The sequence below is a fragment of the Okeania sp. SIO2C2 genome (assembly GCF_010692625.1).
Lineage (GTDB): Bacteria > Cyanobacteriota > Cyanobacteriia > Cyanobacteriales > Microcoleaceae > Okeania > Okeania hirsuta.
The window spans coordinates 1-26,585 of sequence record NZ_JAAHGM010000071.1 but is presented as its reverse complement, the minus strand read 5'-3'; the positions used below and the strand labels follow the sequence as shown (position 1 = coordinate 26,585).

Annotated in this window: 22 protein-coding genes and 1 pseudogene; 12 read left to right on the top strand and 11 right to left on the bottom strand. The window is 33.4% G+C overall.

Annotation, left to right across the window (positions count from 1 at the left end):
• The first annotated feature begins 1,473 nt into the window (after positions 1-1,473).
• The 7 genes from F6K18_RS31125 to F6K18_RS31095 all read left to right on the top strand — a co-directional run bounded on the left by F6K18_RS31125 (position 1,474) and on the right by F6K18_RS31095 (position 6,969).
• Positions 1,474-1,776 carry a hypothetical protein gene (locus F6K18_RS31125; protein WP_287526721.1) on the top strand — a complete coding sequence of 101 codons (303 nt, stop codon included), beginning with the start codon at positions 1,474-1,476 and terminating at the stop codon, positions 1,774-1,776.
• A 69-nt stretch (positions 1,777-1,845) separates the two neighbouring features.
• A complete protein-coding gene (locus tag F6K18_RS31120) occupies positions 1,846-2,799 on the top strand; it encodes an NAD-dependent epimerase/dehydratase family protein (protein ID WP_287526718.1) in 954 nt (317 codons plus the stop codon).
• A gap of 269 nt (positions 2,800-3,068) precedes the next feature.
• Complete coding sequence (locus tag F6K18_RS31115; RefSeq protein ID WP_287526716.1) at positions 3,069-3,905, top strand: hypothetical protein; 837 nt, start codon at positions 3,069-3,071, stop codon at positions 3,903-3,905.
• 23 nt (positions 3,906-3,928) lie between these two features.
• On the top strand, positions 3,929-4,792 hold the full coding sequence (locus tag F6K18_RS31110; RefSeq protein WP_287526715.1) for a sulfotransferase: 864 nt from the start codon (positions 3,929-3,931) through the stop codon (positions 4,790-4,792).
• 533 nt (positions 4,793-5,325) lie between these two features.
• The gene (locus F6K18_RS31105) at positions 5,326-6,231 is read left to right on the top strand and encodes a hypothetical protein (protein ID WP_287526713.1); all 906 of its coding nucleotides are present in this window, start codon (positions 5,326-5,328) and stop codon (positions 6,229-6,231) included.
• Positions 6,232-6,296: 65 nt separating this feature from the next.
• Entirely contained in the window at positions 6,297-6,488 is a 192-nt protein-coding gene (locus tag F6K18_RS31100; protein ID WP_287526712.1) for a hypothetical protein, read from the top strand.
• A gap of 13 nt (positions 6,489-6,501) precedes the next feature.
• Positions 6,502-6,969: a sulfotransferase family 2 domain-containing protein gene (locus F6K18_RS31095; protein WP_287526710.1), complete on the top strand. Its 468-nt coding sequence runs from the start codon at positions 6,502-6,504 to the stop codon at positions 6,967-6,969.
• 299 nt (positions 6,970-7,268) lie between these two features.
• Here F6K18_RS31095 and F6K18_RS31090 read toward each other — a convergent pair whose 3' ends face one another.
• The 9 genes from F6K18_RS31090 to F6K18_RS31050 all read right to left on the bottom strand — a co-directional run bounded on the left by F6K18_RS31090 (position 7,269) and on the right by F6K18_RS31050 (position 15,442).
• A complete protein-coding gene (locus F6K18_RS31090; protein WP_287526708.1) occupies positions 7,269-8,198 on the bottom strand; it encodes a sulfotransferase in 930 nt (309 codons plus the stop codon).
• 641 nt (positions 8,199-8,839) lie between these two features.
• Positions 8,840-9,079: a hypothetical protein gene (locus F6K18_RS31085; protein WP_287526706.1), complete on the bottom strand. Its 240-nt coding sequence runs from the start codon at positions 9,077-9,079 to the stop codon at positions 8,840-8,842.
• A 137-nt stretch (positions 9,080-9,216) separates the two neighbouring features.
• Positions 9,217-9,438: a hypothetical protein gene (locus F6K18_RS31080; protein WP_287526705.1), complete on the bottom strand. Its 222-nt coding sequence runs from the start codon at positions 9,436-9,438 to the stop codon at positions 9,217-9,219.
• Positions 9,439-9,472: 34 nt separating this feature from the next.
• Positions 9,473-10,264 carry a hypothetical protein gene (locus tag F6K18_RS31075; protein WP_287526704.1) on the bottom strand — a complete coding sequence of 264 codons (792 nt, stop codon included), beginning with the start codon at positions 10,262-10,264 and terminating at the stop codon, positions 9,473-9,475.
• An 11-nt stretch (positions 10,265-10,275) separates the two neighbouring features.
• Complete coding sequence (locus tag F6K18_RS31070; RefSeq protein ID WP_287526701.1) at positions 10,276-11,190, bottom strand: Npun_R2821/Npun_R2822 family protein; 915 nt, start codon at positions 11,188-11,190, stop codon at positions 10,276-10,278.
• Between the two features lie 67 nt (positions 11,191-11,257).
• A complete protein-coding gene (locus tag F6K18_RS31065; RefSeq protein WP_287526699.1) occupies positions 11,258-12,067 on the bottom strand; it encodes a hypothetical protein in 810 nt (269 codons plus the stop codon).
• A gap of 252 nt (positions 12,068-12,319) precedes the next feature.
• A complete protein-coding gene (locus F6K18_RS31060) occupies positions 12,320-13,264 on the bottom strand; it encodes an Npun_R2821/Npun_R2822 family protein (protein ID WP_287526698.1) in 945 nt (314 codons plus the stop codon).
• 12 nt (positions 13,265-13,276) lie between these two features.
• Positions 13,277-14,278 carry an Npun_R2821/Npun_R2822 family protein gene (locus tag F6K18_RS31055; RefSeq protein ID WP_287526696.1) on the bottom strand — a complete coding sequence of 334 codons (1,002 nt, stop codon included), beginning with the start codon at positions 14,276-14,278 and terminating at the stop codon, positions 13,277-13,279.
• Positions 14,279-14,446: 168 nt separating this feature from the next.
• The gene (locus tag F6K18_RS31050) at positions 14,447-15,442 is read right to left on the bottom strand and encodes an Npun_R2821/Npun_R2822 family protein (RefSeq protein ID WP_287526693.1); all 996 of its coding nucleotides are present in this window, start codon (positions 15,440-15,442) and stop codon (positions 14,447-14,449) included.
• 510 nt (positions 15,443-15,952) lie between these two features.
• Between F6K18_RS31050 and F6K18_RS31045 the strand changes: the two genes are divergently transcribed.
• The 3 genes from F6K18_RS31045 (at position 15,953) to F6K18_RS31035 (ending at position 19,795) form a co-directional block, all read left to right on the top strand.
• Entirely contained in the window at positions 15,953-17,065 is a 1,113-nt protein-coding gene (locus tag F6K18_RS31045) for a glycosyltransferase family 1 protein (protein ID WP_287526691.1), read from the top strand.
• 282 nt (positions 17,066-17,347) lie between these two features.
• Complete coding sequence (locus tag F6K18_RS31040; RefSeq protein WP_287526689.1) at positions 17,348-18,292, top strand: hypothetical protein; 945 nt, start codon at positions 17,348-17,350, stop codon at positions 18,290-18,292.
• Between the two features lie 213 nt (positions 18,293-18,505).
• Entirely contained in the window at positions 18,506-19,795 is a 1,290-nt protein-coding gene (locus tag F6K18_RS31035) for a glycosyltransferase (RefSeq protein ID WP_287526686.1), read from the top strand.
• A gap of 1,070 nt (positions 19,796-20,865) precedes the next feature.
• Here F6K18_RS31035 and F6K18_RS31030 read toward each other — a convergent pair.
• Positions 20,866-24,696: a tetratricopeptide repeat protein gene (locus F6K18_RS31030; RefSeq protein ID WP_287526685.1), complete on the bottom strand. Its 3,831-nt coding sequence runs from the start codon at positions 24,694-24,696 to the stop codon at positions 20,866-20,868.
• A gap of 361 nt (positions 24,697-25,057) precedes the next feature.
• Positions 25,058-25,390 carry a TIGR03792 family protein gene (locus F6K18_RS31025; RefSeq protein WP_287526683.1) on the bottom strand — a complete coding sequence of 111 codons (333 nt, stop codon included), beginning with the start codon at positions 25,388-25,390 and terminating at the stop codon, positions 25,058-25,060.
• A 101-nt stretch (positions 25,391-25,491) separates the two neighbouring features.
• Here F6K18_RS31025 and rpiA point away from each other — a divergent pair, with 101 nt between their 5' ends.
• Both rpiA and F6K18_RS31015 read left to right on the top strand, forming a co-directional pair.
• Positions 25,492-26,205, top strand: a complete 714-nt coding sequence (gene rpiA / locus F6K18_RS31020; RefSeq protein WP_287526682.1) for a ribose-5-phosphate isomerase RpiA — start codon at positions 25,492-25,494, stop codon at positions 26,203-26,205.
• A 147-nt stretch (positions 26,206-26,352) separates the two neighbouring features.
• A pseudogene (locus tag F6K18_RS31015) lies at positions 26,353-26,585 on the top strand (hypothetical protein); the annotation flags it as partial.

Here is a 26,585-nt window from a genome sequence, read left to right as displayed (position 1 = left end):
TTGTAGATAAATCATCAGGAAAATCAGGAATAAGTAGTCATAATTTTTCCCTAAAATGTTCTGTAAATTTGTAATTCAACGACTCTTATAATTTAATTATTATTGCTCAAAAAAAGCATGAATTAATTGATGTCTTGATATTACTGAATTACAGGTACAGCGCTACGCGCAAGTCAGAAGTCAAAAGTCAAAAGTCAAAAGTAATCTCTGACTAACTTTTTCCTGCGGAAATGCTCCGCAAACAAGGTTTAGTAGTTTTAAACACCTAAATCCGTAGTGCTATAAAAAGAAGTTGGTTAATTTTGGGAAAGTGAATTGATGACTGAAAGTAAAACAGTTTTTCTTGGATAAATTCTTCTGTAGACTTTTGGCAAAAGTGTTAATTAAACAAATTCAATCTCTGAAATCAACAGTTTTATCTTCCTATTCCCTATTCCCTATTCCCTGACTTCAAAAATTAATTGGTTAATTTTGGGAAAGTGAAATTATGACCGAAAATCAAGCAGTTTTTCTTAGATAAATTCTTCTATATACTTTTGGCAAAAGTGTTAATTAAACAAATTCAATCTCTGAAATCAACAGTTTTATCTTCCTATTCCCTATTCCCTATTCCCCGACTTCAAAAATAAATTGGTTAATTTTGGGAAAGTGAAATTATGACCGAAAATCAAGCAGTTTTTCTTAGATAAATTCTTCTATAGACTTTCTGGCAAAAGTGTTAATGAAACAAATTCAAGCTGTGAAAATCAACAGTTTTATCTTCCTATTCCCTCCCTATTATACCAGTTCCCAAAAGTAATGCTATACTTGGCAGAAACTTCAGTTATTAAGTAATTAACACAGGTTTAATAACTTATTTCCTAATTATTAGCCAATTAATGCTAATTATTCTGATGTTTATTTCTCCCCCACTCCCCCACTCCCTTACTCCCCTACTTAAGAAAGTGTAGAAAAGTTTTTGAGAAATGGTATTCCCTATTCCCCGACTTCTGCAAGAAATCTTGTAAAATCGACTTAGCATTATTTAACGGGACTTTAGCAAAAAATGCCTTAAAAATAGTTTTAAACCCTTGCTGTATAATGCTTTAACGTCAAAATAGCCTATTTCTTGATGTATCTAGATTTGAGCCATTTTTAGCCAGAGTAACGTGTTTTCATTGCTACCGTTGAGTTTGAAGCCATTTTCAGCCTCAAAAATATCAAAGTCCCGTTAAGCATAATATTTGTAGGTTTGGTTGAGGAAGGAAAACCAAAAAAATGTGGTTAATCCAAGTTTTTTTCCTCCTTTAAAAAAAGCTTTACCATTAAATTCTACGCATTACTACGACATGAAAAACAGAAACTATGCGGAGCGCAAAAAAAGCTTAGTCTAACCAACCTACTTTAGGAAATAAAAAGTATCAATTAAGGAAATATTTTTTTGTGTATAATCTCCCTCAACCTCCCTATTTTTTAATCGCAGTTGGTTTATTCATGAGTTTATCTTCAGGAATAGTATTTGCCAAATTAATTAAGCAACTGGTTCAAGATTGGTCAGCCAATCCTTCTACTTGTAATATAGTTAGTATGAGAGGATTAACATTACAGCTTCCCTATTTAGGTATTGCTAGTGGTGCATTAATATTTTTATCCTCAAGTTTACAATTATTTGGATTTACTAACTTAGTTGCCTATTCTATTTGTTTGCCTTTAACTGTAGCAACTGGATTAGTTGTCTGGATTCAGCTTACTAAAATTTTAGATAAGATGGAACGGAGCATAACAGAAGAGAGTTAATTTTTTTCAACATTAGGATAAATTGACTCCCGGTTTCAGCAAAAAATAGCCACTTGAATATAGGAAAAAATGACTAATATTATCGTAACAGGTGTTGGTGGGTTTATCGGGTCTCATTTAGCAGAAACTCTTTTAAATCAAGGAGAAAAAGTAATAGGAATCGATCAGTTTAATGATTACTATGACCCTGCTTTGAAGCGTCAGAATATTTCTCAATTTAAAGACAATTCTGCTTTCCAACTAATAGAAAATGATATTCAATCTTTAAATTGGTCAGAGTTATTAGCAGATATAGATATAATTTATCATCAAGCTGCCCAAGCAGGTGTTCGTGCTAGTTGGGGTGAAGGTTTTCGTTCTTATACAGAGCGTAATATAAATGCTACTCAAATAATTTTAGAAGCTGCTAAAGATGCTCCTAATTTGAAAAGATTGGTTTATGCTTCTACTTCTTCTGTATATGGTAATGCTGAAACTTTTCCCACTCCTGAGACTATTTGTCCTCAACCAGTATCCCCTTATGGAATTACTAAGTTAGCAGCAGAACGATTAGGTAAGTTGTATCATCAGAATTTTGGTGTACCCTGCGTATATTTACGCTACTTTACAGTATACGGCCCCCGGCAAAGACCTGATATGGCCTTTCATAAATTTTTTAAGTGGATTTTGCAAGATGAGCCAATTTCTATTTATGGAGATGGCCAGCAAACTAGGGACTTTACTTTTATTAGTGATGCAATAGCAGCTAACTTAGCAGCAGGTAAAGTACCTGAAGCAGTGGGTGAGGTATTTAATGTTGGTGGAGGTAGTCGGGTTGTATTGGCAGAGGTTATTGACACGATGGAGGAAATAGTGGGGCGTCCAATTAAGAAAAATTTTGTGGAAAAAGCGAGGGGAGATGCTCGTCATACCAGTGCAGATGTTTCTAAGGCACAGAAAATTTTAGGTTATCAACCTCAAGTTTCTTTGAAAGAGGGATTGCAAAGAGAATGGGAATGGGTTCAGTCTCTCTATAGTTTTTGAAGAAGGAAGAAGGAAGGAAGAAGGAATGTACATGAGTCTATAGATTGTACCTTATTAGTTTTGGTCTGATCTGTTTGCGCAGCATTCCGTAGGAAACCGTATTGCTCTATAATCCACATTTTTCCTGACTCCTGTACGGGCGATTCGCGATCTGAGCAGTATTCCGCAGGAAATCGCCTCTACCAGGAAAATATTACAACATAAATAGGATTTATATAATAAAGTGAATAATTTATCCATTGTCTTAACGTTAACCTTTAAAGTAACTAATGAAAGCTGTTGTATTAACCTGCGACAAGTATATGCCATTTGCTGATCATACTATCCAAACTTATGAGAAGCTTTGGAGAAATAACTATTTCACATATCGGGTTCCTTACAATGATAACTATCCCCAATCGATCAAGAAAAAATACGGAGATAAAATAGAATTCATTAAAACAGAATCTCCCATTAAAGCAACTGTCTTAACTTTGCTTCAAGACTTAGATGATAATGAATGGATATACTGGTGCATGGACGATCGCTATCTTGCCAGAATTAGAGATAGAGAGGCACAAGAAATATACAACCTGGTTAAGACAATTGAAGATCCTCAGATTTGCTCATTTTTAGTCATTGCAACCAAACCCTATTTTCATACTGATAAATTTCTTAAAAAAGATAGTAAGCTTGTCACAAAAAGTGGTTTGGTATTATATGAAACTGTTTTTTCAAATGGTAGGGTGATGAAGTCTGCTTGGAGACCTCAATTTGTTAGGGTTAAAGTTATCAGAAGAATGTTTGAATCTTTTCCAGATTATAATTTTAAGGCAGCAGAAATGAATGATTTCCCGAAAGAAAAACTAGAAGGAGAAAAATTTTATGTCCCTGAAAAAAATTTAGTTATAGTTGGAGAAAGCACTCATCGAGGAGAGTTAACAGAAAATTGTGCTTCTAGCTTTAAAAAAATGGGTTTAGAAATTCCGGCTAACTTTACAGTTACTAAAAAGTATATGTTGCAAGGAGAGTTACCCTACAAAGTTGCTGGATTAGAATTTACTCTTCCGGTGAAAATGCAAAAGTTTATTACCAGTGTAAACCGTTGGTACTGGCGACAAAAATAAATCAAATCAGGAGCATAATTATTATGAAAAAAAAAGTCCTGTTTATTTTAGGAACAGCTTATTGTGGTTCTACTTTACTGTCATTAATTTTAGATAGCCATCCTCAGTGTTTTACAGTGGGAGAATTAAGTAATTTGCCAGACTTCAATAAGAAAGGTAAACTTGATGATTTTTGGAATCATCAGTTTAGTCAAAAAGAATTACACAATCTTTCTCTAGGGTTATCAAATGCCAGAATATCTCCTGCTATTCCTTTAAAAGTAGAGAAATTTTTCAGGGAAATTGTTAATGATCATATATTTCGTCCTTACTCAATTATTGCTTCTAAAACCCCTGCTGATATTATTGTAGATTCTACTAAGACAATATACTGGATTTCAAGTATGTTGCGGCTAAAAGAGTTAAAGAAAGAATTTGATATTTATTTATTACATTTAGTCCGTGATGGTAGAGCAGTGCTAAATTCTTATATCAGAAAAAGACGTAATATGACTGTTAAAGAAATTAGTTACCTTTGGCTAGAAAGAGTCACGAATAATGAAGCTTTTTTTGACAACTTTTATAAAAATAAAATCTTGGTCAGGTATGAGATGTTAGCAACTCAACTTCCAGCAACTGTTCAACAAGTTTGCGATTTTTTAGGTATAGGATTTAGGCCAGAAATGCTTGACTATTGGAAATATGAACATCATATAATTTCAGGAAATACAGGAACTCGTACCTCAATGAATAAGTATAAAAATTCTCTAGAAGAAAAACAAAACTCAACCAATTCATTGATTAAATTAGATACTAGCTGGCTAACAGAAATAACAGAAGATACTATCAAAGAATTTTATGCTATTGTTGGTAATAAAAACTCACCTTATGAGTGGGATTATGAATAATACAGTTCAGTTAAGGATTTTTTGCAGAAAGTAGAAGGAAGAAAGTAGATGAGTCTATAGATCGATACAGTCCCGTTAAAGATTTTTTTTAGCAGTTCTGTAATCCCAATATAGTATCCGCCCATTAGTTTTGACAATTTTTTTTTATAATAGTTAATCTGAGCTGAAAACATGAGCAAATTATGACTCCTGGTTCCTGAGTCCTGACTACTAATCGCCACCAAAATATTACAACTTGAATAAGATTGCTATATAGCAATCCTTGCATAGGTTGTAACAATTCAAAAACTAGAAATAAACTCCGAAACCCTTGCCTACTGCCAATTACCTATTCCCAATTCCCGAAAAGCATTAAGATTTTTATACACAAATAAAATAGGATTGCTATAACTACTAATCATGGTTTCATACCTTATCAGTTTTAGTCTTATCTAAACCCTATTGGATTATGAATAATTATCTAGAATTATTATTCTAGAAAAATTATAGATAAATCATACAAATAAACATATTATTAAAGGTGGAGAAAAATTTTGAATAACCAACCCAAGCCAAATTCATTGTTTAGCAAAATTAGTAAGGGGAAGCAAAAAATTATTCAAAAAATTCAACATTCTATTAATCATAATAAGATTCTGAGTCATCGACTAATTTTCTGTATTAATTCAGGGCGTTCTGGTTCTAATTATTTATCAGAACTTTTAGGAACTGCGGAGGAAGTTATTAGTTATCACGAACCTAGTCCGAGTATGACTGGTGATTACTTAACGATGGTTAATAAATCTGAGTACGCAACATCTTTTTCCAAAAGAAGGTTTAAAAGCTCTGCTATTAAAGACATACTTTTAAAAATTCCTGATGACAAGATATACTGTGAAACAAACCATATGTTTATTAAAACTTTTTTTGATGTTGTTGTTCAGGATTTTCCCAAAATAGAGGTGATTATTTTGCGTCGCTACTTACCAAAAGTCTTAAAAAGTTTTATTGAACTAGGGTATTTCTCTGATAAAAATCAGGCTTGGAAGTTTTGGATGTCTAGTCCTAATGCTGTTACTGCTGCTATTCCCTGTATTGACGTGGATGTAAACTTAGACCAGTGGGATTTATCTATAGCTTATTTAATTGATATAGAAGCTAGGGCGAAGAGATTTCAGCAAGAATATCCAGGGATAAATACTTATGAAGTCTGCTTAGAAGAGTTAAATAATTTTGCTAAGGTTGAATCACTGTTTGAGCAACTAAAAATTAGTCTAACTGATTCCACTAAGAAAATGTATACTCAAAAAATTAATCAGAGAAAAGAGACTAAGAAAAAATATAGTGGCAAACAAGATATTAGTTTATCACATTGTCAAGAACGAATTGAGGAGTATATTCAAAGAGCCAATGATTTGAATATTTCTATACCTACTACTTTAGCATTAGAGAGTTATTAGTATAATTTTGAATATATTTAGTTAGTTAAATATTTAGTATTCAGTAAAAAAAACAAAACATAAAAATGATTTCTGTTGAAAAAAACTTTCTCTTTGTTCATGTTCCCAAAACTGGCGGAAATAGCATTCAAACTATTTTGAAAAATTATTCTGAAGATATAATTATTAATCTTGCCAAACACCATGATGGAGTAGAGAGATTTGAAGTTAGGAACAACAAATATAATATTAAAAAAAAAGCATTCTACTCTCAATGAGTATAAATCAGTTTTGTCTCCAAAGCAACTTAAAAAAATGTTTAAGTTTGCTACAACTAGAAATCCATGGGATAGGTGTATTTCTTTTTATTTTTCACCTAGTAGGGGAGTTAAGGAATGGAATAGGAATGATTTTATATTATTTGTTAACAAGGTAAAGCCGTTGCACCACTATATAAAAGTTGAACCCTTCATAAATAAAGTGGCTAGGAAACTAAAAATGCCAATTAATATAAATACAGGTAGGCTGGATCGAGATATTGATTTTTTGATCCGTTTTGAGAACTTAGAGGAAGATTTTCAGAGAGTTTGTAAGAATATAGATATACCTCATATAACTCTTCCCAAATATAATAAATCAGAACGTAAACATTATTCAAAATACTACGATCAAGAGTTGAAGGAGATTGTTGGAAAAAAGTTTAAAGAGGAAATTGAGCTAGTTGGCTATGAATTTGAATCTAGATCAGTATTATTATAAACTAGCCTACTATTCTGCTAGTCTTTTATGACCTAGTTTTACCTTTATTTGGGATAAGATAATTAACTTCATAACTTTATTTTAAATAGTTTTAGGGTTTTTCTTCCTCTTCCTCATTCGTATACCCGTGTTTAAAATTATTATTGAACCTTTCTTCTTCAACTTTTTTTGATTTGTCTAGCTATATTTTTAACTTTATCAATAAATTTTCGCTCTAGACTTTTTTCTGTTTTTTGAGGATAGTGGGTTGGTTTAGATTCCCACCAAATGAGGTAGTCGGGTTGTATTAGCAGAAATTATTAATATGAATTATCTGAGCTTTGACTCCAGTTAGTTAAGTCACGTTCCAGTAAAATACTTAATTTTTCTACTTCTGGAGCGAACTTTTTTTGGAGACTTCGCCTGTACTCTGGATCTAATGGAGGACGCTTAACTTTTTGAGTGTTAAAACTCTTCAGACTACCCTTTACCCTTTCTAATATACTTCGTCTCATTGAACGGGGAAGAGGCAATAAGAACTTGCCAAATTCTAGTATTTTAGCTGGAGGATATTTCAGAAGTTTTTGTAAGGCAACATTCCGGACTTTTTTATTAGAATTGATACGATTAAACTCAGTCTGAAATGTGGAATCAACTTCAAGAAATTTCAGAGTTTTTTCGTAAACTTTAGGTAAATCAGCTATAAAATCATCATATATAATTATATGAACCCTTTCCCTACCAAATTTGTCAAAATATCTTTGAATATTTTCTGTAAACTTGACTACATCAGTATAAAAAAGTTGGTTGGCAGATTTACACTTTTTAGGTATTCTTTTTCCTAACCTACGTTCTGGTTCAGCTTCTAAAGCTTCTCTGAAATCTTGAATATCTTCACTAGAACCATTAAATAATTTTTGACTATGGAAGGAATATAATAAAGAAACTGGCTCCCTCAACATGATGATAATTTTAGCATCTGGATTTAAATTATAAATTTCTGTTGCTGCTTGCTTTGAATAAAAATAACTAGGACTTCCTTCTCCACAAATTTTTCCCAACCCATCATCAAAGAAAGCTAGATATTCTTCCAAATTTTTTGCCTTAATTTTCCATTTGAAGTCAGTGCCAAAATAGTTAATTTCCTTGATGCGGGGAATATATATCTCTGGATGTCTATTAAGATATTTGCACATTGCTGTGGTTCCACATTTAGGAGCACCTACAATAAAAAAACTAGGTTTAGGCATTTTCAATACTCCACATAATATTACTAATTAGACTTGTCGCTTTATAACTTAAAAATCCCCCAAAAACCTTGTTATGTAAAGATTGTAGCTATTGGATGGCAAAAATGCTGGGAATTATTGCTCTGTCTAGGTTAGAGTGATTTTTTCCCTTTATTTAGCGACAACTCTATTAATTAATTAATTAATAGATTTTTTTCCGTATACTTTGATACAACTAATTTAAGCATATAGTTTGGTTCCTCAAAAAGAAACTTTTTTTGAGGAAAATATAAATTTTAAGCGAAATTATATCAAATCCGGTAGCATCGGTGTAATTAAACCTGAATTTTCGGCCACCAATGGTACTTGGTTATAGCCGTGTTAAAAGAACTTGACAACGCTCAAACAGAATTTCTTCTAACTCTTCGAGGCATGTAAATGAACGATTTGCCATGGGTTCATTAATTAGAGGCCATAACCTTTCTGCTGGTTGTAATTCAGGTCAATAGGGTGGTAAATACTCCAAATGCAATCCCAAAGGGGTCTCTAACTCAGGACTTGTATGCCATCGAGCTCATTCAACAGTCAAGATTATATGTTGATCTTCATCTAATTGAAATTCTCGTGCAAAGTCTGCTAAAATTCGGTTAAACAGCTCTACATTAATTATGAATAATCCAGTAGTAAGTTTCACCATCATTTGGATTCACAAAGCCATATAACCAGAGCCATTGGTATCTCCAGTTAACATTGGCAATCGGTTGTTCTCCCAACTGAACCCAGACTCTTCTATATATAGGTTTTAACCCGAGGCGATGTTCATCCATTGCCCAGACTTCCACTGTCGCCCCTAGGTATTTTTGACTTACCTGTTGGACTTTTTGGCTGAGTTTTTTTTCCACTGTTCTGGCTCTATGATCTCTCCTTTGTCATGTGCTGGAGGTGGTACTTTTCAACCCATTTCAAAGCTGCGTCAATATTCCCACCCTCTTTGAGGATGAATCGGACGCTCCAGATGATGACTCATCCACTCAGCCACTTATGGGTGGTTAACAAATTCTTGCCACCTCCCTAAAACATTCATTTCAGAACCTTTACCTTGAAAACTAAGCTGATCAAAAGAGATCCCACCACCATGCCCTTTTACTTCATTAATACCTGCATCAGAAAACTCGAAATTCAACTGTGAAGATAGTTGCTGACGATAATTTACATCTACAAACCACTTATTGTAATTAATTACAACTTTATTGTGCTTCAAATACTGTGTTTATAGCAACCCGATTTTGTACTGTTTATTGATAATAAAAATTAAAATCTCTTAAAGCCATTATTCTAGTTTTATTTAAACGATAATGATAACCCATTCTCTTTCGTAAATTCTCCCATAATTTAGTCTTTGGTCTACTATGAGAAGCATCCCAGTGTTTTCTTACTTTATTCAGCTTCTGCCAAGCTTCACTATCAACTGTACTATTAACATTCCATCCTACTTTAGCTGCTGCTAATCCCATGAGATTTCCATCTCCTACATGAAATCCTTTCAATTCCATATATGTTGCAATTTTACCCCAAGTCTCTAAAAATTCTATTTCTCTACCTTCATCTCGAACTATAGTATATAAGGATTCACCTATCCAACTGGCATTATTAAATGATTCTTCTGAAATATATAACTTATCAGCAACCTTTTTTAAATCTGCAAATCTGTGAGAATGATATTTGTTGAAGTGTTGTACTAAATTTCCTCGACCTCCAGTGATTCCGGGGTTCCATTTAATATCTTCAGGTATGGTATCTACAATTTTAGTATCCGCATCAATATGAATAGCTACTCTGAATAATGATAAAGCTGCTTGAAACACAAATCGTCGATCGTTAAAGCAAAATAAAATCCCTTGTTGCTGATGCTTGAAGGCGATAACGTTTTGGTATTTACTAAAATCATCTGGTTTATCTGTGCAAATTACTAATGATGTGCCTGGAGAATATTTTTCCAAATCTCTAATTAATTCCTTAGCAATTTCACGGTATCTTTGACCTAGAACCAAAGTACAAAAACAAAAATCTTTAGTGCTATTACTCATAGTTTTTCCTTTCAAAAGTTAATACTTTTCTTTACTTTATTCCAGATTCTTTGTCCTAAACTTTTTTTCCTCTCTGTTTTTTGAGGATAGTAAGTGGGTTTAGCTTCGCCCAGATATCGATAATGCTCCCAAATATCCCAATAAGGGCATCCTGGTTCAATCCGAAAACCTGCCCAATGTAGATATTCTAAAGGTTTATTCACAGTCCCGTCCATAAGTTTATCACCTTCTCGATGAAAATGTGATGTACCGGCCCAACTTCCTGGTGCTTTTCCTGGTCTGCGAACAATATTGAAACGCCTTTTAATTGACTTCAAGATCATATAATTAATAATTGGTTGATCGGAAGTTTTCTGAGAAAAATCAAAGTATTCTGGATGAGTTGCACATTCAGCAAATATATCATACAAATATTGTTCTGAAATTAGACCTTTTTTAGATGCCCACCATCCTCCATTAAAAATATCCTTAACTTCATCTTGACTAAAAACTTGATAAATTTCTGGGGTGAATACATTTTTAATTCCGCCTAAATGCTGATAATCAAAACACAAGAAATCACATTCATTTAGATAGTTTAGATTATCAATAATTTTATCAAACACAACAATATCTGTATCTATGTATAAAAATTCATCAAATTCTCCAAACCAACAAGCTTGCTTATGAAACTGATTTGGTCTGGCAAAAAATTTATTACCAAAAATTTGTTTTAGTTTGTTTGATAATCTTTTAATCAATTTTAAATCTTGATAAATTTTGACCCCATAATCTCTCGAAAAACGTTCTGCGACTGTTTGATAATTATCATCATAGGGAATCAAAATAATTGGTGTGTCACTATCATACTTACGGATACTTTTTAATAGGGCAATACCTTGTTCTATCACTTTGTCATTTGCAGTGATATATATACCACGACTCATGATATTTTCCTGTGTATACTAATTTCATCAACTTATGCTAAACCATCTAAGTCTTACCGAAAAGTCCTCACCGATAATAAAATTTAAAATCTCTTAAAGCCATTATTCTAGTTTTATTTAAACGATAATGATAACCCATCCTCTTTTGTAAATTATCCCAAGAAGTCACTTTTGATTTACTACGAGAAGCATCCCAGTGTTGAGTAATTCCACTAATTTTTTCCCAAGCTTCACTATTAATAACCCATCCTACTTTTGCAGCAGCTAATCCCATTAAACTACCTTCTCCAGCGTGCATTCCTTTTAATTCTGCATACCTAGAAACTTTCCCCCAAGTTTCCAAAAATTCTATTTCCTTACCATTATCTCTAACAATAATAAATAAAGATTCCCCTATCCAACTAGAATTATTAAATGAATCATCAGAAATATTTAGCTTATCTGCCAACTTTTTTAATATTGGTAAACTAGAAGCTCGATATTTTGAAACGTGTTCTACTAAATTTTTCTGAGGCCCAGTTAACCCTGCTTTCCATTCAATATCTTCTGGTAGTGATTCTAAAATTCTAGTATCAGCATCTATATATATAGCTACTGGAAATAATGATATTGCTTTCTGACAGAGAAATCTTTTATCGTTATAACAATGTAGAATTCCTTGCTGATAATGTTGAAAAGCCATTACATTTTTATAGCTACTAAAATCATCAGGTTTCTCTGTATAAATTACCAGTGAAATTCCTGGAGCATTAATTTCCAAATCTTTAGCTAACTCTTTGCTGATATCGCGATATCTTTGCCCTAGTGCCAGTGTACAAAAACAAAAAAAATTTTGTTCGGCGGTCATATTTTTACCTTCAAATTTACCAAATAACAAATAAAATTTGCTTAAAAGATCCTGAGTTTATTAATGGAAAAATTAGGAGAGGGTGCTTGAATATAATCAGGATACTAACTCAAAAAGTCTCCTTAACAAATATCCAAAATTTATAGATTTTAATTCTTTAAGTTTTACCTTTTTGATTGGGATGTATTTCGATTTTTTTCCTACTCACAACTTTTTCCACTCCAGGTCTCCCCTACTCCCCTACTCCCCTACTCCCCTACTCCCCTACTCCCTCTACCGTTACTATGTACCACTACCACTTTTTTTAATTTGCCTGGCTACATTTTTTACTTTATCAATAACTCTTTGACCTAAGCTTTTCTTCTTCTCAATTTTCTGAGGATAGTAAGTAGGTTTAGCTTCCCCCAGATATCTATAATCCTCCCAAATATCCCAATAAGGGCATCCTGGTTCAATCCGAAAACCTGCCCAATGTAAATATTGCACAGGTTTACCTACTTTTGTATCAATTAAGCGATCGCCTTCCCGTTGAAAATGAGGACTACCTGCCCAACTTCCGGGACCTTTATCTTCTGGTCGTCGGACCAAATTCAATCGCCGAGAAATATGTTTTAATACTATATAGTTAAAAATTGGCTGGTCTGTGGTTTTTTCAGAAAAGTCAAAATATTCGGTATGGGCAGCACATTCGGCAAAGGTTTCATATAATTCATTTTCTGTAAACAGGTTTTTCTTTGATGCCCACCAACCACTATTAAATACATCTTGAAGTTGTTCTTCAGTAAAGATTTTATTTTCTAGAACTTTGGATGTAAAGACATTTTTAATCCCACCTAAATGTTGATAGTCACAACACAGAAAATCGTAATCTTCCAGATATTTGAGATTATCAGCAATTTTTTCAAAGACAACAATATCAACATCAATATAGAGAAATTCATCGAATGGTCCGAACCAACAAGCTTGTTTTTTTTGTTTGTTAGGAGTGTTAAAAAAGCCTTGACCGAAAATGTTATATAGTTTATTGCAAAGATTATCTACAAATTCCAAATCTGGATAAATTTCTACTCCATATTTACTTGTAACTATTTCTGCTACCTGCTGATAATTTTCATCAAAAGGAATCATCATAATTGGAGTATCAGAATCATATAATCGGATACTTTTTAGGAGAGCAATTGTGTTATCAAGTACCTTATCATTAGCAACAATATAAATTCCTTTCATTGTAATTTTTCCTCAGCTTGATAATCCGATTTTCTTGAAGATTTTATCAATTAAACTTGGTGGATGATTATAAGGTTTTGGTTTCCCTATAAACCTAGGTTTTTTCTCCGGTTCATGTAGATAGCGATAGTGTAAAAATATATCTCGATAAGGAAAGTCTAAATTTTCTCCTGCACAAACTCTAGTAAATGCTTTAGATGAAACTCCAATATAGTGTAAATAAGTTAATCTTACACCCTTATCATAAAGTAAATTATCCCGATATTCAAAATGAGGAGAAGTTACGGAACAACCAGTTTTTTCTTCTGGAGGTAAATGCAGAGAAAAATTATAGAGCTGCATTTGAGAACGCATGATCATATAATTAATAATTGACTGGTCAGGACCGTTAAGATATAAAAGTTCTGAATCTCCAGAGTTGAGTTGCTCTAATAACCAATTCCGCTTTTCTTCTGGAAATAAACCCTTTTTTGATGCGTACAAACCAGCACAAAATATTTCAGACTCTATGCTTTCTTTACTAAAAATTTCTAGTAATTTAGGTGAATTAACATCGTAGACATGGGTAGGATCTTTATACTGAAAATCATATACAACTACATCATTTTTATCTAGTTTTTCAAAGAGATAATCCACGGAATTTAGCATCAATATATCAGCATCCAAGAAAATAAATCTCTCAAAAGGACTTTCCGAGTCAAAAGAGCAAAATCTGCGGTGCATTCCCATTCGATTAACTCCAGAGACTCCTTTTTCTTGCCAACGTGCAAAAGCATTTGGATGACCTTCCCAAATTTTTGTCGAGAAATCTTCCCACCGATTTAATATTTCCCTATTATCTAACAATTGTACATTTTTTCTGCTTTGAATTTCTGGTATGATTTTATTTTGGTGATCGTCATAAGGGATGACACAAACTGGAAAGTCAGGACTAAGATTGACCTCTATACTATTTAGTAGGGCAATGAGTTGATCGTAAACAACATCATTAGCGAGGGTATAAATTCCATCCATAAATAAACCTTAAATTTCTAGTTAGGAAAATTTGGTGACAAATTCATATCACCAATAGTTCTAAATATATCTATCATCAATACCATAACCTAGCTGTCCCTTCCACAATCATAATTTGTTAACTACATCTGTATTTTTTTGAATAAAATTTTTCATACTAATGTATTCTTAACTTGATAATCCAATTTTATTGAAGATTTTATCAATTAAACTTGGTGGAGGATTATAAGGTTTTGGTTTCCCTATAAACTTAGGTTTTTTCTCCGGTTCATGTAGATAGCGATAGTGTAAAAATATATCTCGATAAGGAATATCTATATTTTCTCCGGCACAAATTTTAGTAAATGCTTTTGATGAAACTCCAATATAGTGGAGATATGTTAACCGCTTACCACGATCGTAAACAATATGGTCTTGCTCTGTAAAATGTTTCGAGGTCACGCTGTTACCTGTTCTTTCATTTTCAGAGAGACTAATAGCCAAATTATCTACTTTCAAATTTAACCGCATTACCATGTAGTTGAGGATTGGTTGATCTGATGCCCATATATAGAGTATTTCTGATTCTCCTTCTCGTAATTTTTCCAGAAACCAATCTATATTTTCTTGCTGAAATATACCTTTTTTAGAAGCATAGAAACCAGAACAAAAAATCCTGGACTTGATATATTCTTCAGGAAACAATTCTTCTAACCTAGGAGATGAAATATCATAGACATGACCAGGGTCTTTATACTGAAAATCATACACTACCCAGTCACTTTGATTAAGTCGATCAAAAACCCCATCTACAGGTCCCATGAGTAAAGCATCTGCATCTATATATAGAAAGCGATCAAAAGGACCATCAAAAGCACAGAACGGACGATGATGCCCAAATCTATAGTAGGGAATAAATCCCTTCTCTGACCTCCGTTGGTGAGCGTTGGGGTGAGCATCCCAGACATCACGAAAAAATTTATCCCACTTCTCTATTGATGGCAAATCGTTATAGATTTGGACGTTAGGTCGTGTAGAAATCTCAGCAGTAATTCTTTCTATGTTGTTGTTATAAGGATAAATACAAACTGGTATTTCATTGCTGTGATTAACTTCTATACTATTTAGTAGAGCTACAAGTTGATCAAAGACATTATCGTTGGCAAGGGTGCATATTCCATCCATAAATAAATCTTAAATTTCTAGTTAGGAAAATTTCGTGACAAATTTCAGATAACCAATTGAGTAGATTAAGTTTTCAAAGGTAAAGATATATCTGGTCTCAGAAATTGCATTTTTAGCCTCATGCCAACCATCAGGAGTAGAAGTAACTTTTATGTATGACAGTCCTTTTTCATCCATACTTGGTAGGCTCAAAAAACTAGCAGGGGGCAATATTATCTGTTGCGGGACTATCATAATAAATTGGCAAATACTAACATAGTAGAGTATCCTATAATTTATTACTGATATGCAAATTATTATCACCATAACTTTCTATTGAAAGGTTGTAATAATAAGGAGCCATTAGGCTTCACTTATTTTGAACTTCTCATAAAGTTTTATGCCGAGTTAGTAAGTTACGGTCATACAAATCAAACTCAAACCCACTTTCCTGCACATATTTCACAAACAGCTATAAGTTGATAATATTTAATAGTTTAACATAACTTTTGTAAGAAGCAACAATATATTATGATAATTAGAAATGTCAAAAAGTGGCTCAAATCTAAAATCCCCTTCACCAAGGATTTAACTAAAAAACTAACTGCTCAAAAATGGCCGAAAAAGTCAATTGTATATTATCTAGGAAAGCGTTTTTTGGTACTAGAATCTGATATTAAAACTAAGGGTGCTAGTGGTTCAGATAGTGCAGTATTCTTTTTGACTAGAGAATGGGTCAAGCAAGGCTATGATGTTACTGTTTTCAGTGATTGTGAAGATAAAGAGGGTATTTATGGAGGAGTTAAGTATGTTAACTATGACAAAATCAACTGGTATGATACTTTTGATACTTTCATTATGTGGCGACATCCTAAGATGTTACCTTCCTATGTTAAAGCCAAAAGAATCTGGTTTGATTGGCATGATGTAATTACATTTAGTCTTGTATATTTAGCTCCGTATAATAAAATTTTTGTCAAAAGTTATTACCAGCGTAACTTATTACCAGAATTACCCGATAATAAGTTTGCAATTATTAATAACGGTGCAGATTCTTCTGTTTTAGAGATTACTAAGAACCAAAAACAACCCTATAAATTAGTGTACGCTTCCAGGTACTATCGAGGTTTAGAATTTATGCTGACCTGGGGGTGGCATATTATTAAAAGAGAAATTCCAGAGGCGGAACTTAATATTTACTATGGATGGACTAAGCGTGATAATAGTGAAAAATTAATTCCTTGGAAGCAGAAAATGACGGAATTAATGCAACAGCAAGGAGTAATAGAACATGGCAGTATCGGACACAACCAATTAATGTATGAAAAGTCTACTTCAGTGATTCATTATTATGGATGTTCCTATGGAGAAATAGATTGTATTTCATTGCGAGAGTCGGCAATGGTAGGGTGCGTTCCTTTGACTACTAATTATGCCGCGATTAAGGAAAAAGATTATTGTATAAAAGTAGATGGTGATCCCCAGAAAAAAGAAACTCAAGAGGCTTTAGCTTATAGAATTGTAGAGCTTTTAAACAATCCTCAAGAGTTAGAAACTATCAGGGAAGAAATTCAAGAAAAAGTCAAAAATGAAACTTGGGAACAGGTAGCACCATTATGGTTAAAAAATATTGATTCAGTATGATTAGATATCTCCAGAAATTATATAATGCTTTTGTCTAATCATTCTGTGAAACCTTTATGCAATATGCTGGGATTAGCTATGGTTATTAAAGTAACTATGACAATATTTTTAATCCTAAATCTGTTGAAAATCTCTTCTTTTTTGCCTCTTGTCTTTTGCCTGGTTCTGTAATAAATTTTATCCTTTTTCGGAGATATTTATTGAAATAAAATCAAATTATATAATGAAATGAAATGTGAGATAATTATTCTGTCTGGCAGTTTTAATAAGGAGGTATAATTAATGTTATCTAACACCTGTTCACTCTCAATTCTAGTAGCAAGAACAGACATACCTTTTATGATGCATACGATTCCTCATCTAGTTAGAATGAGTAATTTTAATTTTATTCAAAAAGTGTTGTGTATGGATACAGCACCTCTATCTGGAGATAAAGTTATGCGTCCTGGTGTTGGTACTCTAAGTGAACTCAGAGATTGCTGTAACAAACTGATAAGTGAAGGTATTGTAGATAAAGTTGTGGATATTAACTATGACAAAACTTATCAACAACAAATGTACCAAAAACATTTTGGTAGTCCGATTAAACCCACCCATAACTATAGAGGTTATCCGATCTTGGGGTCAATTTTTCACATAGAATCTGTACCAGGAGATTATATGTTGCATTATGACAGTGATATGCTTCTACATCAAGAACCAGATTATAGTTGGATAGATGAAGGTATCAAGTTAATGGAGCAACATCCGGAGATAATGGCAATTAGACCATTGACAGGGCCGCCAACTGAGGATGGTATTATGTACCAAAAAAATCAGTCCCTAAAACCAGAAGCAAGGGGGTTCTATAAATTTCAATTTTTCAGCAGTAGGGTATATCTGATTAACCATAAACGCTTTGACAAGTTACTGCCATTGCCCATTTTGTGGCGTTCTTACAAGAACAAATTTCTTAATCGACTGCCACTAAGCCTAAAAACCCTCTTAAATTACTATACTGGCAAAGGCAAGCTAGATTCTTGGGAGGTTATGGTATCTATGCAGTTAGAGAAAACTGACTATGTACGAGCAACTATGAGTTCCCCCAAGGCGTGGACAATTCATCCTAAAGATCGAAGTCCAGAATTTATCGGAGCTTTGCCAAATATTATCGAAAAAATAGAGCAAGGATGGTATCCACCTGAGCAAGCTGGACACTATGATTTTATTTCAAAATATTGGCTTTGAGCGAACAAAGTTAACGGAAAAATTAAGTTTTTGTCCTCTCTTTCTCAGGGAGCTTTATGTTATATAACTTAAACCAACATAGAAATTTAGCTCCCCTTCAAACTCTATAATCAAAAATTTACTATTTTAAAGATATTTTGGCAAAACTTCATAATAATTAGTTGAGTTGGTAATCAATTTGGGGTAAAACAAATATTAAATGTTGGAGCAACCATGAAATTGATAATTCCTATCGAGTTTTATCGTAAAGGTGGAGTTGAAAGAGTAATTTGTGGAACCATTGAAGAGTTAATTGAACAAGTAGAGGAAATAATATTAATTTTGCCAAAAAAGGAGATTGCTTATTTTCAAGAAAAGTTACCGAAGTCTCCAATAATCAAATATGAATCATTTACATTACCTCCTAAATCTTTACAGTCTCGAATACTTTCTGTAATTAATAAGTTTTCGTCTTTATCTGGTAATGTTAAAGCAAAAAAAATCCAAAGATTTTTTAAGAGTATCCGCCGTAAATATCAGAATAAGTTGAGTATTAGATATTTAGCTAATCGTTATCAAGCTACTCATTGTTTGTACTTTTTAACTAATCAATTAACTCCACCCGGTCTTGATATTCCTTTAGCAATGGTAAGCCATGATGTATTCTGGAGATTTGCACCTCTGAGTTATCCAGAATCTTATGTTAGAAAATACGATTTAAGTTTATTGGAATGGCTGAGGAAGGTTGATATTGTTTTTACTGTTTCTGAAAAAACTCGCAAAGATATTATCTCGGTTTTTCCGGAGTTTACTAGCAAGATTACACCTATACCTAACTCTGGTTTTCCTACTAAGTCAAATACTTCACAGAAGTTGTTGACCATAGCAGAAAATTCCCATGAATCTAATGAAGGATTACCAATATTTTATTTGCCTTCTTCTTTTGGTATTTACAAAGACCACTTAACTCTGTTAAAAGCAGGTATTAAGCTTGCTCAAAAAAATCTGAAGTTTAAAATAGTTTTGATTGGTAAAGAAACTGATAACTTGATTTCTGGAAATATTAGTTTATCTCAGCAAGCTAATAGTCAAGAGTATATTGATTATTTGAATCAATGTCAGGAAATATCTCTGAATAATCAGAATATAATGCAGGAATATTTTGAGGGGTTAGGATATTGTTCCGATGAAGAGGTAGAAAAATGGTATCGGAAATGTTCCTGTGTAGTTTTTCCTTCTAAATATGAAGGTTTTGGTTTGGCTTTATCTGAGGCAGTTGTTCGAGGTTTGCCTGCTATTGTGTCAGACTTAGAAGTTTTTCAGGAGCAAGTAGAACTTTATAAATGTGAGGATATGGTAGATTTTTTCTCTGTGGGTGATGTGGATGCTTTAGCAGATTGTATGGAGAAATTTATTCTACATCCTAAGAGTAAGTTGTCTGCTGAAGAAGTAGATAAACGCTTTTCTCATTGGACTTGGAGAGAGACTGCTAAAGAGTATGTTCGTCTATTAGAAAATTTGTGAAAAGTTGGCAGTAAGTTGAATTTTAAACAGCAATAAGGTTGAGTGATGAATCTCAACTATAAATTTCAGTGGTATTTGACCACCTGAGTCAGAAGTTCTAGTCAAAATTTAACTCAGACGTTTGGGTTGAAGCAATAGTCTGCTCAGGAGGTGATCGCTCAGACTTGTATCTAAAATCTAGCAACTAAGACGTTGCAGTTAAATCTCAAATAATAGTTAGTAGAAGGACTAGCCCTCAGACCGAATATCTAAAGTCTAGTAACTAAGACGTTGTAGTTTAGCTCTAAGTAAATAATTAGTAGAAGGACTTTCTATTCAGACTTATATCTAAAAATCTGATAACTAAGACGTTATAGTTAAGTTTAAAGTAAATGGTTAGTAGAAGGGTGATTGCTCAAAGCTTGATCTAAAATCTGATAACTAAGACGTTGCAGTTAAGTCAAAGTAAATCATCAGTCAAAGGAAGTTCTATCCAGACTTGTATCTAAAATCTGATAACTAAGACGTTATAGTTAATTCTAAATATATAGTTAGTGATAGAGGCCTACGCTCAAAGCTTGATCTAAAATCTGATAACTAAGACGTTGCAGTTAAGTCAAAGTAAATCATCAGTCAAAGGAAGTTCTATCCAGACTTGTATCTAAAATCTGATAACTAAGACGTTATAGTTAATTCTAAATATATAGTTAGTGATAGAGGCCTACGCTTAAAGCTTGATCTAAAATCTCATAACTAAGACGTTGCAGTTAAATCAAAATATATATTCAATAACTCAGACGTTTGAGTTGAATGAATAGTCAATTGAGGAGGCAATACCTAAAGCTCGATCTAAAATCTGATAACTCAATCGTAAAAACTATTTTTAGGTTTGCTTCTCTACCAGAATACACAGGATAAGCTAAAAGGCATTTAATTTTTATGTTCCCTATTATCTTTTTCCTGTCAGCTTTCCCAGAATTAGGGGTAAATCGTTTCAATGAGAAATAGTTTAACCACTACTTAAATCAATTCCTGTGATTAATTTTCTTAAAGTTCAGCCAATGCCTCATCTACCTTTTCCATCTTCCTTGTTACTTATTTCTGAGTTCAACAAATATCTGATACATCTGTTTTGCCAATTTTTTAGGATTCCACAAAGGCGCTAAATTATCTGGATTTTTTGACCTCTGCAAATGCTCCCGCACTGAATTTCTTAAACCTAAATCTTTACCTAATTTAATTCCCCATTCTGTATATTCTTCCCAACTCCAAGCTACTCCTATATCCAAATTTACATTCTGCAAAAATGAGTAACCCATTCTAGACAAATATTGTTCTCCAGCTCTAGTTATTATTGGTAAATTTGCCCATAAAGCTTCCAAATTATGAGTACCTCCATTGTAGGGATAAGAATCTAATAAAACATCTGCTATCTGATAAATTGCTCGATGTTCTTCTTCTGTTTGAGTTTGCCCTAAAAAGATAATTCGATTAAAGTCTACCCCTAAATTTTCAGATTCTTGAAGATAGGTTTGATAAATTACATCTACATCTCCTTGACCTTTACGAATTAATATACTTTCTGGTGTATGTTGCAAAATTTTTAATTGAGCGCGTACCATTTCTGGATTAGTTTTTCGCCCCGGAACTATACACAAATAAACCATTTTATCTGAATCAATTCCGAGAGTATTTCTAGTCGCATTTCTATCAACCGAACGACTATCAAACCCATCCACAGCTACAGATGTTTCTGGCAATCTAACTAATTTTTCTAGATAATGTTTTTCTCTTCCTTGAGGATGGGTATACCAGTCACATAAAAAGTAATTACTTTCAGAAATATAGGGCGCATCAAAACCTAACCAGGAAACACAAACTTGTGCTGGTTGTTCATGAATAATATGTACATTTACTGGCAATGTCATTGAATCTAAATCTACTATTACATCTAACTTGTCTTCTAATATTTGTTCGACAATTTCTTCATAGGATGGAAACCCATTAGGATACTTTTTCGGCCAATAGGTTTTGACAGACATTTGTTCAAATTTTTGAGTAATATCATCTCGCTTCAACGAACCTGTAATATATAGATGAACGTGAGGTGTAATTTGAGATAGTTCTCGAATTAAGGCTTCGCTACACCAACCTACAGAATGACGACGAAAATGTTTGGAAAGGAATCCTATTTTTAGAGGTTGGGAAGTAGAAGTATGAGTTTTTGGAGTTGGATAATTTTTGACTCTATTTTGATAATATTGTTTGGCTATTAATTTGTAAAATTTAGCGTTTCCTTCTAAGTTATCCCGGAGGTGAGGTACGGCAAATAAGAAAATTTCATAGAGTAGTTTTATTTCTACTTCGCTGAAGGTTTCACAGCTTTGATAAGAAAATTTTTCTACTTCTGAAAGTTTGGAGTTTGCCATGTCACTTACTCCAGATTGAAAGTAGGCGAATAAAAAGGCAGTAACGGAAAGAATAGGAGCTATTTCTCTACAAGAATTACAAAAATTATCGGCTGCTTTTCTAGCATGGGCAAGTTTAGTTGTATGACTGAGTAAATCGCATAATTGTTGATGTGCTTCAACAAATTGTGGTTTAAGTTCGATAGCTTTTTCAAATAAAGCGATCGCTTCTTCCATTTTTTCTTGTTTAATAATATGTCCGATGCGAGAATATACTTCTGCCCAATTTGGTTTAAGTTCTAATGCTTGATGATATTTTTCTAGTGCTGATTTTAATAATCCTTTATTGGAAAGTGCTGTTCCTAAGTTGGCATAAGCATCATAGGAATTAGGGTTATATTTGATTGCTTCTTGATAATTAAATATTGCTTGGTCATAGTCACCTTTTAGCAATAAGTTGTTAGCTATTTTTTCATGTAAATGTTTTAAGTCTGGATTAATATTTAGTGCTTTTTGATAATACTTAGCTGCTGCTGCTTTATCTCCTTGTTTGCCTAAAATATTAGCTAGATTACTATAAGCTTCGGTATAATCTGGTTTGAGATTAATAGCTCTTTGATAACTTCTAACTGCGTTGTTAATTCTACTCAGTTTAACTAGGGTATTGCCTAATTTAAAGTGAAAATCTGCCTCTACTATATCTGGTTGAATTTCTAATGCTTTTTCCCAAGATTCCAGAGCTTCATCAACTTTTCCTAAATATTGAAATAGTTTACCAATATTCCAATAAATACCAGGCAAATCTGGTTTTAAATAAACAGCCTTTTGATAATAAAAAAGTGCTTGTTTATATTGACCTAACTGCAAATAGACACTACCCACATTTCCATAAACTTCTGCAACTTCCGGTTCAATTTCTAATGCCAGATTATAAGCAGACAAAGCTGCTGCTAAATTATTTTGTCTGTAAAAAGCATTTCCTAAAGTTACATAACATGGAGCATAATCTGGTTGAATTTTTAAAGCTTCTTTACAGTGAGCGATTGCTACTGTTAAATCTCCTTTTCCGAGAGCAATATCGGCTTGATTTCTATAAGTTTCTGCTGCGGGATATTTTAAGAGTTTTTTGACAAATTCTGTTTGTAATTCTTGGTCTTTAAAGGTTTGACTTTGACTGAGTTTTTTCTGACTTTTTTTGACTTGGTTTAAACCGGGCAAATTATCGGTATTATTCTCAAAAGCTTCAAATTTTTGCTCTGGAATTATATTTAAAGTAGTAGCTTGAATTTCATGGTCTTCATCAGATTCAATAATTTCTCGATTTGGATATACTGTGAATTTTTCCTGTTCTAGATATTGACTTGATTGATGCTGAATTACTGAATCAAGATATTTTTCTGTTTCTAATTCTTGGTGTTTAAAGGTTTTACCTTGAATGAATTTATCCTGATTTTTCTTGACTTGGTTTAAACCGGGGAAATTATCGGTATTATTCTCAAAAGCTTCAAATTTTTGCTCTATTGATTTATCTTTTTCTTTTGGGTTTAATACCCCGCCGTCTACAGGGTATTTACAATTGGTTGAGGTTTGAGTCCCCATCCACTTTTTCCTTCTTCCTTCTTCCTTCTTCCTCTCTTGGTGCCCATTCCCTCTCTTGCTCAGCATTCCCTTGCGACTGTTGTCGTCGCCGGATATGACCCCTTGCATCTGTCGCCGATGCGGGGTCGCACCGCTTCTTCCTTCTTCAACCTCAATTACTGAATCAATATATCTCTCTATATTATGATTATTTGCCAATGCAAAATCTTGCCATTCTGTGAATAAAATACCCAATTCTTGCTCAGTAATCTCAGGCTTTAGCAATCTATATAATTCAGCAAAAGCCTCTTGATAATTTGGTTTAATAGATAAAGATTTTTGATAATAATCAAGAGCAGCTTCAAAATCATTCTGGAGAGTAAAAACACCACCCAATTTCAAATAAACTTGAGGGTTTTCCGGTTCTAGTTGCTGAAAAATTTGATAACAAAAAATTGCCCGCTCAAATTCCCTTCTTTCAATAAATATATTTCCCAATATCAATCGAACAGATGGAATATTTGGATTAATCTCCAGTGCCCTTTCATAATTAAAAATTGCTAAATCAAACTGCCCCCGTCGATCATAAATACTCCCAATATGAACATAAGCTTCTGCCAAATTAGGTTGTAACTTTAATGCCTGAAAATAAGCATTAATTGCCTGTTCAAATTGATTTTTCTCTTGAAAAATATTTCCCAAAATTAAATACACAGAAGTCAACTGAGGTTGAACTTTAAGTACTTCTTTGCAACAAGCGATCGCTGGATCAAAATTACCTTGTAGCAAATATACCTCAGCTAACTTCTTGTAAGCTTCAACATAGTCTGGTTTAATAGTTAAAACTTTTTGATAAGCAACCATTGCTGTATAAAGTTGTCCAGAATCTTTAAGTTTATTGGCTGTCTTGAAATAATTTTCAGGTAACATTTTCATGGTAAACCCTTACAGGGGTAATACTTGAGACTGCACTTAATTTTTGTTAATTCTTGGCAATAACTAGAATAAGTTCATCTAGTGCAGGATGGCGGAAATAACTGACCAGTTACAAAATCCTAAAACAATACAAATCAAAAATGATTGACTGTCAGATGTGCATCTTAAATTCTGGAGGCGATGTGTGCGGAACCATTTCCGCACTTTAAAAGCACCATAGGAAACCTCGCCAATTAGCACTAGCTTTTAAATGGATGACTTTTAACTTCCGCGTAGCGGCACTAGGCATTCCCTACTGTAATTAGTGCTTTTTTTTAGAATGTTTTTGCCTAAGTTTTGTAATCCTACAAATATTAAAACTCTACACTGAAAACGAATGTGGGCTTTGTGGGTACGTTGCGTCAACTTCATATTCTCTACAGTCTAACAAGGAGTAATTCTCCATCCCAAGTCCTTCCCTAAACTTAGATTCAGTTTCCTCTAATAAAACTTGTGAAATAGACTTCCATTGCTCTCGACTCTCCCAATAAACTACGATAATAACTTCATTACCTCTGTAGCTATCAAGCCAGACTTCTTTTTTTAAAAAACCCATTTGTAAAGCTAGGAAAGATGTCCAAATTTCTCGATCCTTTTGGAGAAATTCTTCTTTTAAACTATCTTCGATCTTGAATTGTAGCCATTCAATTATCATGGTATTTATAGCAATAGAGAAAAAAGCATACTTGACTTTAACCTGCCAATTAGTTTAGGTAAGTTAGACAGTGCTGATAATTTGATCTGGAGTATTAAGGTATGATAACAGAACAAGACCCCACAAAATTAATGAAACAGCAAGTCGGTAAAGCTGCTGCTGACCGCATTAAATCTGGAATGATAGTGGGGTTAGGCACAGGATCGACCGCTGCCTATATGATCCAGTTTTTGGGGGAACGCCTACAAAGTGGCCAACTAAAGGATATTAAAGGTATCCCTACCTCCTTTCAGTCAAATGTATTGGCTAAAAAGTATGGTGTACCATTAACCACCCTTGATGAAGTTGACCAGATGGATATTGCAATTGATGGTGCTGATGAAGTTGACCCACAGAAAAATCTCATCAAGGGTGGTGGAGCAGCTCATACTCGCGAGAAAATTGTGGACTGTCTGGCAGAACAGTTTATTGTGGTAGTAGATAGTTCTAAATTAGTAGATAAATTGGGTTCTACCTTTTTGTTGCCAGTGGAAGTTATACCTATGGCAATAACTCCCGTGATTCGGGCGATCGAAAAACTGGGTGGTCAACCAGAATTACGGATGGGGGTCAGGAAAGCTGGTCCTGTAGTGACTGACGAAGGTAATCTGGTTATTGATGTCAAGTTTGATTCTATTGATAATCCTGCGGAGCTAGAAAAAAGTTTAAATAATATTCCTGGCGTTTTGGAAAATGGTTTATTTGTAGGGGTTGCAGATGTAATATTAGTGGGAGAAATTCAGGATGGACAGCCAATAGTTCGAGAAATTTCTTGAAGAAGATCGCCAATGAAATATACTTACCAATATCGTATATATCCAGCAAACGTGCCAGAAGTTAATACTAAACAACTGGCTCAGGATTTGTCGATATTGGTACAACACAATCCTAGGAGAAGGCTTTGAATGATCGGAGCAAAACAGATGTCCAGTCAATGTCTGCCCTCTAATTTGTCATTTACCAAAGTTAAAATATCAACCAAATTACTACAACCAGAAGAAGCAATTACCAAAGTTGAATATCTTGATTTTTCCCAAATTTATTCAACAGTTTTGCCATATATCTGTCAAAGAGTAGAAACAACATTTTCTAGATTTTTAGCAGGAGGTGATAGTAATAGGAAACGAAGGGGTAAGCCTAGGTTGAAAAGTCAATC

Excerpts from the sequence above, each read along its gene's own strand:
- F6K18_RS31045 (WP_287526691.1), top strand. The coding sequence starts at position 15,953 with ATGATAATTAGAAATGTCAAAAAGTGGCTCAAATCTAAAATCCCCTTC.
- F6K18_RS31030 (WP_287526685.1), bottom strand. The coding sequence starts at position 24,696 with ATGAAAATGTTACCTGAAAATTATTTCAAGACAGCCAATAAACTTAAA.
- rpiA (WP_287526682.1), top strand. The coding sequence starts at position 25,492 with ATGATAACAGAACAAGACCCCACAAAATTAATGAAACAGCAAGTCGGT.
- F6K18_RS31125 (WP_287526721.1), top strand. The coding sequence starts at position 1,474 with ATGAGTTTATCTTCAGGAATAGTATTTGCCAAATTAATTAAGCAACTG.
- F6K18_RS31120 (WP_287526718.1), top strand. The coding sequence starts at position 1,846 with ATGACTAATATTATCGTAACAGGTGTTGGTGGGTTTATCGGGTCTCAT.
- F6K18_RS31090 (WP_287526708.1), bottom strand. The coding sequence starts at position 8,198 with ATGCCTAAACCTAGTTTTTTTATTGTAGGTGCTCCTAAATGTGGAACC.
- F6K18_RS31060 (WP_287526698.1), bottom strand. The coding sequence starts at position 13,264 with ATGAAAGGAATTTATATTGTTGCTAATGATAAGGTACTTGATAACACA.
- F6K18_RS31075 (WP_287526704.1), bottom strand. The coding sequence starts at position 10,264 with ATGAGTAATAGCACTAAAGATTTTTGTTTTTGTACTTTGGTTCTAGGT.
- F6K18_RS31050 (WP_287526693.1), bottom strand. The coding sequence starts at position 15,442 with ATGGATGGAATATGCACCCTTGCCAACGATAATGTCTTTGATCAACTT.
- F6K18_RS31115 (WP_287526716.1), top strand. The coding sequence starts at position 3,069 with ATGAAAGCTGTTGTATTAACCTGCGACAAGTATATGCCATTTGCTGAT.
- F6K18_RS31070 (WP_287526701.1), bottom strand. The coding sequence starts at position 11,190 with ATGAGTCGTGGTATATATATCACTGCAAATGACAAAGTGATAGAACAA.
- F6K18_RS31040 (WP_287526689.1), top strand. The coding sequence starts at position 17,348 with ATGTTATCTAACACCTGTTCACTCTCAATTCTAGTAGCAAGAACAGAC.
- F6K18_RS31035 (WP_287526686.1), top strand. The coding sequence starts at position 18,506 with ATGAAATTGATAATTCCTATCGAGTTTTATCGTAAAGGTGGAGTTGAA.
- F6K18_RS31055 (WP_287526696.1), bottom strand. The coding sequence starts at position 14,278 with ATGGATGGAATTTATACCCTCGCTAATGATGTTGTTTACGATCAACTC.
- F6K18_RS31110 (WP_287526715.1), top strand. The coding sequence starts at position 3,929 with ATGAAAAAAAAAGTCCTGTTTATTTTAGGAACAGCTTATTGTGGTTCT.
- F6K18_RS31100 (WP_287526712.1), top strand. The coding sequence starts at position 6,297 with ATGATTTCTGTTGAAAAAAACTTTCTCTTTGTTCATGTTCCCAAAACT.
- F6K18_RS31025 (WP_287526683.1), bottom strand. The coding sequence starts at position 25,390 with ATGATAATTGAATGGCTACAATTCAAGATCGAAGATAGTTTAAAAGAA.